This window comes from Aequorivita capsosiphonis DSM 23843 (assembly GCF_000429125.1).
Classification (GTDB): domain Bacteria; phylum Bacteroidota; class Bacteroidia; order Flavobacteriales; family Flavobacteriaceae; genus Aequorivita; species Aequorivita capsosiphonis.
In genome coordinates this window covers 69,424-82,409 of record NZ_AUBG01000010.1, presented here as the reverse complement: position 1 = coordinate 82,409, position 12,986 = coordinate 69,424, and the positions used below count along the sequence as shown (strand labels likewise).

Genomic DNA, 12,986 nt, shown 5'->3' with positions numbered 1-12,986 from the left:
TCTATCCAAAACCTCTCGACTCTGTTCGAAGAGACATTTTCCGGTCGAGTGCAGACGAGACCTTTTAATCAGAAATAACATAAATGAACAAAGGCGTAGCCATAACTGGAATGGGTATAATTTCTGCCATTGGAAACAATGTAGCAGAAAACTTTGATTCCCTTATAACGGGACGAAAAGGTATTACCAGAGTTGATCATATTGAAACGGTTCAGCGAGATGAGATTATGGTTGGAGAAATTAAATTTTCTAATGTTGAATTAATCGCCCAACTAAACCTTCCAGCTTCAAATAACTATTCCCGAACTGCCATGCTTGGTGCTATCGCTGCAAAGGAGGCAATTTCAGATTCTGGAATCACCGATATCACAAAATATAAAACGGGTATCGTTGCCGGGACAAGTGTTGGCGGAATGGATATGACCGAAAGATATTATTACGAATACCTAACCGAAAAAGAACCCCAAAAATACATTGAAAGCCACCACGCTGGCGATTCCACTCAAAAAATCGCCGAGCAATTGGGGATTGAGGAAAGTTTGGTCACAACCATTAGTACAGCCTGTTCTTCAGCCGCCAATGCAATCATGTTAGGCGCACGTTTGATTAAATCTGGGAAACTAGATCGGGTTTTGGTTGGTGGCGCGGATTGTCTTTCAAAATTCACCATCAACGGTTTTAAAACCTTGATGATTTTGAGCGATACGTATAGCACCCCTTTTGATGAAAATCGAAAAGGTTTAAATCTCGGGGAAGCTGCAGCATTTCTGGTTTTGGAAAGCGATAAAGTAGTAAAATCCGAAAATAAAAAAGTACTTGGGTATGTAAAAGGCTATGGCAATGCGAACGATGCATTTCACCAAACAGCCTCTTCAGAAAATGGTGATGGCGCCACTTTAGCGATGGAGAAAGCCCTGAAAGTTGCTGGATTAAAAGCTTCGGAAATAGATTATATCAATGCCCACGGAACGGCTACTGGAAATAACGACCTTTCAGAAGGACGAGCAATACTTCGAATATTTGGGGATGAAATGCCTGAATTCAGTTCTACAAAAGCTTATACAGGCCACACCTTGGCTGCTGCTGGAGCAATTGAAGCGGTTTATTCCGTTTTAGCTTTGCAGCATAATGTTATTTTTCCAAATTTGAATTTTAAAACTCCAATGAAAGAGTTTTCATTGCTTCCACAAACGGAATTGAAGGAGAAAGAGTTGAATACGGTTCTTTCAAATTCGCTTGGTTTCGGGGGGAATTGTTCTACCTTAATATTTTCAAAAGAGGCTTAATTTCGATTATAATTTCACAATAGGTTATCTTTGCTTTTTAAGCATTCACAATGAAAAGGCTTTTTATCATTGCAGGTTGTAACGGTGCCGGAAAGACAACGGCTTCCTATACCATTTTGCCTGATATTTTGAAATGTAGCGAGTTTGTAAATGCAGATGAAATAGCAAGAGGACTTTCCCCATTCAATCCTGATAAAAGTTCCTTCCAAGCTGGCAGATTGATGCTAAAACGAATAAATGAATTGATGAATTTTGGAGATGATTTTGCTTTTGAAACTACATTGGCAACCAAAAGCTATAAGAATTATGTTGTTCAGGCTCAAAAAAAAGGTTATGAAGTAACCTTGCTCTTTTTCTTCTTGAAATCTTCAGAACTCGCTATCAATAGAGTTAAAATTAGAGTTGAGGAAGGCGGGCATAATATCCCTCAAAATATAATTATAAGACGTTATGAAAACGGTTTAAATAACTTTTTCAGTATCTTTAAACCAATTGTGGATAAATGGATATTTATAGATAATTCTGAAAGACTTCCCGATATGATAGCAAAAGGAGATAAAACCGAATATCAAATCTTGAAGTTGGAACTATGGAATTTTTTAAAACAAAACTATGATGAAGGAGAAAGATGAATTGACCGAATTGTGTGTTAAAATTGAACGAGGTTTGGAAATTTCTTTTGATAAGCTAATCGCATTCAAAAAATACAAAAACACACCTTTCGTTTTTGAACGGAATGGCAATATCGTGGAAATGTCTGCAGAAGAGGTGGAAAGCGAAATGAACGAATCAAAGAAAACGAAGTCCTATAAAAAAGAAAATGAAGTCCATCTTGTAAATGAACCTTCCAAAAAAGCATCGCCGAAAGGATAGGTTTAATGATTTTTCATTAACTACTTTTGGGCTTTGTCTACGTCCTATCGTCCTATGTCAATCTGCAAATCTCCTAAATTTTAAATGGAACCCAATCCATAACCAGCAATTCCTCAAATGGAAAAAGTATATATAAACAGTATAGCCTCTATTTCACCTCAAAAAACGTATGATAACAGTATGTTTTTAGATGAAATAACAAATTATAACGACACCGTAATTTTCGCTCAAGATCCCGATTACAAGCAATATATTGCGCCGGCCGCATCTCGCCGAATGGCAAAAGGAATAAAAATGGGCGTGGTGGCTTCAAAAATTGCGATGGCAGAAGCTGGAATTGAAACTGTGGATGCAATCATCACCGGCACCGGAATGGGATGTATGATTGATTCTGAAAAATTTGTTAGTGCCATTATTGATAATAACGAACAATATTTAACCCCTACATCATTCATTCAAAGTACACACAACACCGTTGCTGGGCAAATTGCCTTAGGAATGGAATGTAAAGCCTATAATTTCACCTATGTCCATTCCGCGATTTCATTTGAATCTGCCTTACTAGATGCAAAAATGCAACTTGAAAATATTGAAGCAGATGATATTTTAGTTGGTGGCGTAGAGGAATTGGGAGCACATACCACAAAAGTGCATCGCGTTATTAATCATATTAAACCCGAGCCTACTACAATTTCTGAAGCCTTAAATTCTAAAACTGAAGGAGCGGTTTTTAGTGAAGGCGCAAATTTCTTTGTGGTTTCCAACGAAAAAAAGGAAAGTTGTTATGCGGAATTGGTGGCAGTCGATACTTTTAATACGCTTGAAAAAGAAAAGGTTTCTAAAACTATTCAGCGTTTTTTGAAAGAGAACAATTTGACAAGTACCGATGTTGATGTAGTAGTTTTAGGCAATAATGGCGACGTAGATTTCGATGTTTATTATAACCAGCTTCGCGAAGGTATTTTCAGCAAAACCCAGCAGGTTTTTTACAAGCATTTGGTGGGTGAAAACAATACTGTGTCTGCTTTTGGAGTTTGGTTGGCTTCAAAAATTTTAAAAACGCAAAGAATTCCTGAAGTTGTACGGATTAATAAAGTTGAAAACGCTGAGGTTAAAACAATCTTGTGTTATAATCAATATCGCGGTCAAAATCATAGTCTTGTTTTATTAAAAAAATGTTGAGATTTTATACTATAAACGCGCTTGCTTTGGTGATCTTTTTCGGATTACTGCTCGGTGGGTTTTTTGGGGATGTTCCGGTGTGGCTTTACGTTTTATTTGTGTTGATTTGGATTGTAATTACTGCCATCGGCTCATTTCAAATTAGGTGGAATTATCATTTACAATCTTTAAATCATAACTATAAGGTTTCAAAAAATTATGTTTCAATCACTTTTGACGACGGCCCGAACCCAGATTATACGCCTAAAGTTTTAGCACTTCTGAAGAAACACGGAGCAAAAGCTACTTTCTTCTTAATAGGAAAAAATGCTGACATGTATTCTGAATTAGTTCAGCAAATAATAAATGAAGGTCACAGCATTGGAAATCATTCGTTTTCACACGCTAAAAATTTCGGGTTTTTCTCCTCAAAAAAGGTGGTTGCAGATTTAAATCATGCAAATGCACTTTTAAAAGAAATAACTGGAAAAGAATTGAAATTATTTCGCCCACCTTTTGGAGTTACTAATCCAAATATCAAAAAAGCCTTACGAAAAACTGGGCATAAATCTATTGGTTGGAGCAAGCGTAGCTTAGACACGACCAATCTTTCCGAAGAAAAAATTTTTAAAAGAATTACAACCAATTTAAAAAAGGGTGATGTCATCCTTCTTCATGACAGTAGCGCAAAAACGCTTGCTGTATTGGAACAGTTATTGCTATTTTTGCAATCGCACGAATTGCAGTCGGTTCCCGTAGATCAGCTGTTAGAAATTGAAGCTTATGCGTAGTTTTTGTTTATTAGTAATCTTTATTATTATTGGTAGCTCGATTCGGGCGCAGGAAAGTGCGATGTCTTCTTCTGAAATTGATTCGTTTAAGGATAAGGTTATCGCTTCTGCAAAAACTACGAACACGATAAAAACCGATTTTGTGCAATATAAACACCTCGATTTTTTAGCAAACGATGTTAAGACTTCTGGAAAAATGGTTTTTAAAGCACCGAATCTGGTGAAGTGGGAATATACAAGTCCCTACCAATACAGCGTTATTTTTAAGGAAGACCAACTGCTTATTAACGATGGCGGCGCCAAAAGTAAAGTGGATATTGGCAATAGCAAGCTCTTTAAAAAATTAAATGAATTGATAGTGAACAGCGTAAAGGGTAATATGTTTAACGATGCCGATTTTACTGTTTCTTTCTACAAATCGTCAAAATATAACAAAGCGGTTTTTATTCCAAAGGATAAAAAAATAGCGGGTTATATCGCATCGTTTGAATTGCTTTTTAATAAAGATGATGCTCAGGTTCATGAAGTGAAAATGGTAGAGCCTTCCCAAGATTTTACACGAATTGTCTTTAACAATCGAATTTTAAACGGCGCGATACATGATTCGATTTTTACTAATTAGTTTCCTTTCCATTTTCGTCTTGACTTCCTGTTCCTTAAAAACTACAGAAGGTTTGCGAGAAGTGCATTTCAATAAAACCCTAGTTGAAAACTCGTATTTTTCCAATGCTGAAATTGATTATGTTTATAAAGCGAAGATTGAAGTTTACAAAAGGAATTTAGGTGGAATTTTAATTATAAAAAAGATAGGACCCGAAAGTCATCGCATCGTTTTTACAACTGAATTTGGCAGTAAACTATTCGATTTTCAATTTGATGGCGATGTTTTTACAAAGAATTTCGTTGTTGAAGATTTAGATAAGAAATTTATTATCAATATTTTGAGAGACGATTTTAAATTATTAGTAAATGAAAGCGCAAAGGTTTTAACGGCTTATCAAAACAAAAATCAACGAATATATAAGACGCAATCAGGCAATAGATACAATTTCTATTTTGTGGATGACACTTCGGAAAAGCTTGTGAAAATAATAAACACGTCGAAAACAAAGGAGAAAGTGGAAATTGCATTCACATCTTCCATAGCGGAAATTGCAGATACAATCGTAATAAAACACAATAATATCAAGCTTACGATTGATTTGGAAAAATTTAAAAACGACTAATCCCATAGGGATTGTATATTTATAGAAAAATCAAAACATCTTTAAATACGACCCCGAAGGGGGTCGAACTCATAGGGACATACGATTTTCTATAAACATTCGAACCCTTCGGGTTCCCAAACTAAATTAAGCGATTATGCTAATAGAAGGATTATATAAAGTTACTACCACCGAAAACACTGAAACCGGTATTTCGGCACAAGTTCACTTAAACAAATACCACTCAATTTTTAAAGGACATTTCCCTGGAAACCCTGTTATGCCTGGGGTTTGTATGATTCAAATTATAAAAGAATTGACCGAAGAAGCAACTGCAAAAAATTTATTTTTATCCGTTTCTTCCAATATAAAATTTATGGCGATTATCAATCCTGAAGTAAATCCAGATTTGAAATTGGTTATTGATATTACTGAAGAAAGCGGAGAAGTGAAAGTAAAGAATGTTACTTCTTTTGAAGAAATAGTGGCGTTGAAGCTGAATGCTACATTTAAAATTGTTGATTAAACCTAGCAGGTCTGCCATTCTTTACAGGAAGCTACGAATGGCGAAGGAAGACCCGTTAAGTTTGTGTTATAAACGTAATTTATGAAAAATTCATTTTTAATTTTCAGTATACTTTTTGTTTCTACGCTTGCCAATGCCCAAGATTTAAATGAGATCCGAGCGGAATACCCACAGGCGGTTGAGAGTTCCGAAATTACTACAAAACTTGATGTAGATCTCGCAAATGTTAATGCCACAGATAATCCTGTTTTAGTAGCTTATAAAGGCGCGATTTTAACGCTTACAGCAAAATTTTCCAAAGGCATAAAACACAAAAAAGAATTTTTTAAAGAAGGTGTTTCGTTAATTGAAGCTGCAGTAAAAGCTGATGATACTAATATTGAAATCCGTTATTTACGATTGTCGGTACAGGAAAATTCTCCAAAATTTCTAGGATATCATGAGGATATTGAGGAAGACAAGGAATTTATTTTGATGAATTATGCAGCTGTAAATTCTAAGGATTTGAAGAATGTTATTAAGGGGTTTGCTTTAAATTCTGAAAATTTTAATGAATCTGAAAGAGCAAAACTGAATTGATCTTGATTAAACAAAGCTTAGTCTTCAATTCTAAATCGATTCTTAAAACCTATATTTGCTCCGTGCCCTCTGCGTCTCTGCAATGCACAATTAACCGCAAAGACGCAGAGTTCGCGGAGAATAAATTTCCCAAATGAACCAAAAACTACTTTCAGAAAACTTCCAAAACCTGAAATGTTGCGTAATTATTCCTACTTACAATAATTACAAAACTTTGCGACAGGTCATTGAAGGTGTTTTGGTTTATACCGAAGCTGTGATTGTGGTGAACGACGGTTCTACAGATTCCACTTCAGAAATACTGGTTCAGTTTCCGCAAATACAGCAAATACAACTTTCAAAAAATAAGGGAAAGGGCAACGCACTCCGCCAAGGTTTTAAACATGCCGAGAGTTTAGGGTATCATTATGCCATTAGTATTGATAGCGATGGACAACATTTTCCTGAAGATATTCCTGCATTTATCGAAGCATTGGAAAATGATGTAAATAAAGAAATTTTGCTCATTGGCGCACGAAATATGACTCAGCTAGGAGTACCAAAAAAGAGCAGCTTTGGAAATAAATTCTCCAACTTTTGGTTTTGGGTGGAAACGGGAGCTCGATTACAGGATACACAATCTGGCTTTAGATTATACCCGCTTTTTGCGATGAGGGATTTAAAACTCTACACAAATAAGTTTGAATTTGAAATTGAAGCAATCGTAAAAGCTGCCTGGCAAGGTATTGATGTAAAAAACATTCCAATCCAAGTTCATTATGAACTGGAAAATAGAGTTTCACATTTTAGGCCTTTCAAGGATTTTACACGCATTAGCATTTTAAATACTTGGTTTGTTATTGTTGCATTTCTATATATAAAACCTCGAGATCTCTTCAGAAAACTAAAAAAAAAAGGTCTTAAACGTTTTTTAATGGAAGACCTTTTGGGGAGTGAGGATTCTGCTGAAAAAAAGGCATTTTCCATTGCACTTGGCGTTTTTATTGGGTTCTCACCAATTTGGGGTTTCCACACCGTGTCCGTTATTTTTCTTGCAATACTTTTAAAATTGAACAAGGTGATTGCCTTTGCGTTCTCAAACGTAAGCCTTCCACCGTTTATTCCCTTCATTCTTTATTTTAGTATAAAACTTGGAAGTTGGCTCTTGGGAGAAAATTTTGTACTATCAATGAATGAAATTGATCCCCGTTTAGAGTTGATGAAATATTTAAAATCCTATATTGTTGGCAGTTTGGCGCTTTCGGTCGCTGGTGCAATTATTTGTGGGCTCGTAGGCTATGTATTCTTGACGTTGTTTGAACGGAAAAAGATTTTCGACAATGGGTAAATGGTTTTTTAAAGTATATAAGTTTTTCCTTAAAAATAAACTGGGAAGTGCGGCGCTGTTTCTATTGTTGCTTTCTTTACTTGTTTTTCTGGTTTCCAAAATTCGCTTTGAAGAGGATATATCAAAATTGATTCCTATAAATAGTGACGCAAAAGACATCCAAAAAGTCTTGCAAACCGTCAATTTTACAGATAAAATCATCGTGACAATCCGTCGAGATGATGCTACAGATATTGATGCTCTTACCGAATATGCCACAGAATTTGTTGATAGTCTTCAAAATAATTCTTCTCAGTATATTAAAAGTATCCGCGGGAAAGTAAACGACGATGATTTGCTGCGAACGATGAGTTTTGTTTATGAAAACCTACCACTGTTTTTGGATAAGGAAGATTACAAAACCATTGCCAATAAACTTCAAAAAGACAGTATTTCGGCTATTACAGAAGCGAACTACAAAACCTTGATATCACCTTCGGGAATTGTTTCCAAAGATATTATTTTAAGAGACCCGCTTGGCCTTTCGTTTATCGCCCTAAAGAAATTAAGACAGCTCGGCGTTAACGATGACTTTGTATTAAAGGATGGTTTTTTAATAAGCAAGGACGAAAAGAACATCCTACTTTTTATAACGCCAAAGTTTTCCAGTAGTGAGACTGCTGAAAACGGAAAGTTTGCTGAACAACTCTACGCACTTCAAGATACGCTCAACGAAAAATATTCAAAAAAAGTAAGCAGTGAATACTTTGGAGCCGTACTCATTGCAGTAGCGAATGCGCAACAAATAAAGAAAGACATCCAGTTTACGGTTGGCGTTGCTTTTACATTGCTTATTTTGGTTTTTATCTTCTTTTATAGAAGGCTTTACGTTCCTATTATTTTGTTTATCCCAACGCTCTTTGGCGGCTTGTTGGCTGTGGCGATATTGTATTTAATTCGGGAACAGATTTCTGCTATTTCCCTGGGGATTGGTTCTGTTTTATTAGGGGTGACGCTGGATTATTCGTTGCATATTTTAACTCACATTCGGAATAACGAAACCTTGGAAAGTCTCTATAAAGATGTGACTGAACCCATTTTAATGAGCAGTCTAACCACATCTTTGGCGTTTTTGTGTCTTCTCTTTTTAGATTCACAGGCTTTGCAGGATTTAGGGGTTTTCGCAGCCATAAGTGTTTTAGGAGCTTCGGTTTTTGCGCTTTTATTTATTCCATTGTTTTATAGGAATCCACTGTCCCAAAAACAACAAGTCAATATCTTAGACAAAGTTGCGGATTATCCATTCCATAAAAATAAGTGGTTGTTGATTGGCTTGAGTGTGGCTCTTATAATAAGTGCTTTTACATTTAATCGCGTTGAATTCAATAAAGATATTTCAAAACTCAACTATGAACCCGCGGAAATAAAAGCCGCCATGCAGCATTTGGATAAATTGACGGATATTTCATCAAAATCCGTTTATTTGGCTACTTATGGGAAATCGGTGGAAGGAACTTTACAACTCAATGATTCCATCCATAATACTTTGGAATCGTTAAAGAAAGCTGGCAAAATCACTAATTTTAGTTCTATTGGTGCGTTGGTGCATTCGCAGCGGGATCAACGGGAAAACATAGCGATGTGGAAAAAATTCTGGGATAAATCTCGTATAGAAAGCACCGAAGATAATTTAGTTGAAATAGGCGCTGAAACAGGATTTAAGCCTGAAACCTTCCAGAAATTCTATACGCTTCTAAATAAAGATTTCGCAACTCTAAAACCGGAGGATTATCAAGACATCCCTTCCTTTCTTTTAGAGGATTATATCAGTACCAAGGCAGATTTCACCACGATAACCACCTTGATAAAGCTTGGTGACGACAATGCTTCTGAAATAAAAGAGGTTTTCAAGGGAATTCCAAATACCATTGTGATCGATAGGCAGGAAATGAATGAGACATTTTTGGGCAATCTTAAAAGCGACTTCAACAGGTTAATAGGTTATTGTTTATTGGCCGTTTTGTTAATCCTGTTTTTATTCTTCCGAAGCTTTTCACTCACATTGGTTACCATCACGCCTATTTTCCTCACTTGGTTTTTGACCTTGGGAATAATGGGGCTTTTTCATATTCAATTTAACATCTTTAATATAATAATTTCCACCTTCATTTTTGGATTGGGAATCGATTACAGCATTTTTATGACCAAAGGTCTCTTGAAGGAACTCCAGACTGGCGAAAAAGTTATGGTAACGCATAAAACCTCCATTATGCTTTCCGTATTGACCACGATTTTGGGGGTTGGTGTACTGATTTTTGCAAAACATCCAGCATTATATTCTATTTCCATTGTTTCAATTATCGGGATCTTTTCAGCAATGATTACGGCGTTTACGGTGCAGCCGTTGCTGTTTAAACTTTTTATCGGCAGCGCAACAAAACGTCCAATAAGCCCTAGAATGTTTGTTCATTCCGTAGTATCATTTGGCTATTTTGGCTTTGGTGGAATTTGTCTATCCCTCTTCAGCGTTACTTTAATGCCAATTTTGCCTTTTTCTAAAATGAAAAAAATGAATGGGTTTCATAAAGTGATTTCAAAATTTATGAAATCGGTGTTGTACACAAATCCATTTGTGAAGAAAAAAATTTTAAATGAAACAGGAGAAGGTTTTTCGAAACCTGCCGTCATTATTGCAAACCACACTTCATTTCTGGATATTTTAGCGGTTGGAATGTTGTATCCTAAAATTTGTTTTTTAGTGAACGATTGGGTTTATAATTCACCCGTCTTTGGAAAAGCAGTGCAGAAAGCAGATTTCTATCCGGTTTCCAGCGGAATTGAAAACAGTTTGGAATTACTTCAGAATAAAATAAACGAAGGCTATTCGCTCATGGTTTTTCCGGAAGGAACGCGGAGTCAAAGCAATAAAGTTAGAAGATTTCATAAGGGCGCCTTCTATTTGGCAAATCAATTTAATTTAGATATTCTACCTGTTTTGATTCACGGAAATAGCGAGGTGAATCCGAAAGGTAGTTTTATAATAAAAGATGGAAGTATTACTGTTAAAATACTTCCGAGAATAAAGGCTGAAGATATTTCCTATGGTGAAAATCACACGCAGCAAGCGAAGAAAATAAGAGCTTATTTTAATGATGAGCTTTTAAAATTGAGACAGCAGATAGAAAGTCCTAAGTATTTCCATAAAATTATTTTGGAGGAATATCGTTATAAAGGCGATCGATTGTACCGCAAAGCAAAACGCGATTTAAAAGAGAATGCGGAAACCTATTTTGAAATAATCAATAAGATTGATAAGAAGGGAAATGTAGCGCATATTTCAGAAGCTTTTGGAACATTGGATTTCCTAATGGCGCTGGATGGGCCAGACAGAAAAATTTTCAGTTTAATTGAAGATTCAGAAATAAGGGAAATACTTCAAAATAGCTACATTACCCAGAAATACGGAAGACTTCATTTTACTGCTTCTCTTGAGGAAATTAGTGAAACAACTATTGATACTTTGATTATAAGTTCAGAGAAAATGATGCCAGAAGTAATGACGCAATTCACCGATTCGTCTATAAAAACTATCGTATTCTTAAACTGTGCAACAATCGATAACGAAGAAAATCTAAATGTTTTGGGTTATCAAAACGTGCATCGGGATACTAATATTAGTATATTTAAGGCAATAGCAAACACAGCGATATGAGTGAGAAATATGATGTAGTAATCATAGGTAGTGGTTTAGGAGGTTTGGTTTCGGCCATTATTCTGGCAAAAGAGGGCTATAGCGTTTGTGTCTTGGAGAAAAACCAACAATATGGTGGCAACCTTCAAACCTTTGTACGTGATAAAACGATATTTGATACTGGAGTGCACTATATTGGCGGACTTTCAGAAGGTCAGAATCTTCATAGTTATTTTAAGTATCTTGATATTTTGGATGATATCACGCTGAAAAAAATGGATGAAGATGGTTTTGACAGAATCACTTTTGATAATGATCCAAAGGAATACCGCCATGCCCAAGGTTACGAAAATTTTATAAAAACATTATTGGAGGATTTTCCGGAAGAAGAGGAGGCCATCCATGCGTATTGCGATAAAATGAAGGAAACATGTAGTTTCTTTCCACTTTACGGCTTAAAGCTCGGAAAGCCATATTATGAAAACACTTCTTTATTTGAGGTGAAAGCAAAGGAATTTATAAACGCTATAACAGAAAATGAAAAGCTCCGGGCGGTAATGGGCGGGAGCAATTTGTTGTATGCAGGTGAAGGCAAGCGCACACCTTTTTATATGCACGCACTTTCGGTAAATTCATATATTGAAAGCTCGTATCGCTGCGTAAATGGTGGAAGTCAAATAACGAAAGCGCTACTTGCTCGGTTTCGCGAAAACGGTGGAAAAGCATTTAAACGTCACGAAGTCACTAAATTTGAAACAGAGAATGGTTTGGTGACCGCCGTTCAAACTGCAAACGGAAAAACAATAAAAGGCGATATATTTATTTCGAATGTAGATCCTAAAATGACCTTGGATTTAATAGGACAGGATTATTTTAGGAAATCATATACCAGCCGTATTGAAAATATTGAAAGCACTATTGCCGCTTTCAGTCTTTACTTGGTCTTAAAGCCCAATTGTTTTAAATATTTAAACCATAACTATTATCATTTTAAAGATTATCGCAACATTTGGGATGCGCATAATTATACGCAGGAATCGTGGCCAGAAGCATACATGATGTCTATGGGGGTAAAAAAACACAATGAGGAATTTGGAGATAATATTGCAGTAATGACGTATATGCGTTTTGATGAAATGAAACCATGGATAGATACTTTTAATACTGCAGCAGATAAAAACGAACGCGGTCAGACTTATGAAGAGTTTAAAGCTCAGAAATCTGAAGTAATTATTAAGGAATTGGAGAAGAAATTTCCTAACCTTCGTGATTGTATAAAATCGGTATATGCTTCCACACCTTTGTCTTATAGGGATTACATAGGCTGTAATAGAGGCTCCATGTACGGCTATGTAAAGGATGCCGACAATCCATTAAAGTCATTTGTATCACCACGCACAAAAATTAAAAACCTCTATTTTACAGGACAAAGCTTAAATATGCACGGAATTTTAGGGGTTACCATTAGTGGTGTCGTTACATGTTCTGAAATATTAGGAGGTGAATATTTATTGAACAAAATCTTGGACGCAACCAAAAAAGAGGAAATTAATTAATCATATTAAGAT

At 35.8% G+C, this 12,986-nt stretch carries 12 protein-coding genes; all 12 read left to right on the top strand.

All coding sequences use genetic code 11. The features are described from left to right. The first annotated feature begins 83 nt into the window (after window positions 1–83). The 12 genes from G440_RS0108135 (at window position 84) to G440_RS0108080 (ending at window position 12,974) form a co-directional block, all read left to right on the top strand. Window positions 84–1,286, top strand: a complete 1,203-nt coding sequence (locus tag G440_RS0108135; protein WP_026450851.1) for a beta-ketoacyl-[acyl-carrier-protein] synthase family protein — start codon at window positions 84–86, stop codon at window positions 1,284–1,286. Window positions 1,287–1,336: 50 nt separating this feature from the next. Next, on the top strand, window positions 1,337–1,918 hold the full coding sequence (locus G440_RS0108130; protein WP_026450850.1) for an ATPase: 582 nt from the start codon (window positions 1,337–1,339) through the stop codon (window positions 1,916–1,918). Beyond that, window positions 1,899–2,159: a hypothetical protein gene (locus G440_RS19670; RefSeq protein WP_157417901.1), complete on the top strand. Its 261-nt coding sequence runs from the start codon at window positions 1,899–1,901 to the stop codon at window positions 2,157–2,159. The genes G440_RS0108130 and G440_RS19670 overlap by 20 nt, the downstream gene beginning before the upstream one ends. Before the next feature lie 117 nt (window positions 2,160–2,276). Next, a complete protein-coding gene (locus G440_RS0108120) occupies window positions 2,277–3,341 on the top strand; it encodes a beta-ketoacyl synthase N-terminal-like domain-containing protein (RefSeq protein ID WP_026450849.1) in 1,065 nt (354 codons plus the stop codon). Next, window positions 3,335–4,111 carry a polysaccharide deacetylase family protein gene (locus tag G440_RS0108115; protein WP_026450848.1) on the top strand — a complete coding sequence of 259 codons (777 nt, stop codon included), beginning with the start codon at window positions 3,335–3,337 and terminating at the stop codon, window positions 4,109–4,111. Before G440_RS0108120 ends, G440_RS0108115 begins: the two co-directional genes overlap by 7 nt. Beyond that, entirely contained in the window at window positions 4,104–4,733 is a 630-nt protein-coding gene (gene lolA2 / locus G440_RS0108110) for a flexirubin biosynthesis/transport protein LolA2 (protein ID WP_026450847.1), read from the top strand. Before G440_RS0108115 ends, lolA2 begins: the two co-directional genes overlap by 8 nt. Further along, the gene (gene lolB2, locus G440_RS0108105) at window positions 4,711–5,337 is read left to right on the top strand and encodes a flexirubin biosynthesis protein LolB2 (protein ID WP_034259237.1); all 627 of its coding nucleotides are present in this window, start codon (window positions 4,711–4,713) and stop codon (window positions 5,335–5,337) included. The genes lolA2 and lolB2 overlap by 23 nt, the downstream gene beginning before the upstream one ends. Window positions 5,338–5,473: 136 nt before the next feature. Next, a complete protein-coding gene (locus tag G440_RS0108100) occupies window positions 5,474–5,842 on the top strand; it encodes an ApeI family dehydratase (protein WP_026450845.1) in 369 nt (122 codons plus the stop codon). An 81-nt stretch (window positions 5,843–5,923) separates the two neighbouring features. Continuing rightward, a complete protein-coding gene (locus G440_RS0108095; protein WP_026450844.1) occupies window positions 5,924–6,421 on the top strand; it encodes a hypothetical protein in 498 nt (165 codons plus the stop codon). 133 nt (window positions 6,422–6,554) lie between these two features. After that, entirely contained in the window at window positions 6,555–7,748 is a 1,194-nt protein-coding gene (locus G440_RS0108090) for a DUF2062 domain-containing protein (RefSeq protein WP_026450843.1), read from the top strand. Continuing rightward, complete coding sequence (locus G440_RS0108085; protein WP_026450842.1) at window positions 7,741–11,439, top strand: 1-acyl-sn-glycerol-3-phosphate acyltransferase; 3,699 nt, start codon at window positions 7,741–7,743, stop codon at window positions 11,437–11,439. The genes G440_RS0108090 and G440_RS0108085 overlap by 8 nt, the downstream gene beginning before the upstream one ends. After that, window positions 11,436–12,974, top strand: coding sequence for a phytoene desaturase family protein (locus G440_RS0108080; protein ID WP_026450841.1), 1,539 nt, complete (start codon window positions 11,436–11,438; stop codon window positions 12,972–12,974). The genes G440_RS0108085 and G440_RS0108080 overlap by 4 nt, the downstream gene beginning before the upstream one ends. Window positions 12,975–12,986 lie beyond the last annotated feature (12 nt).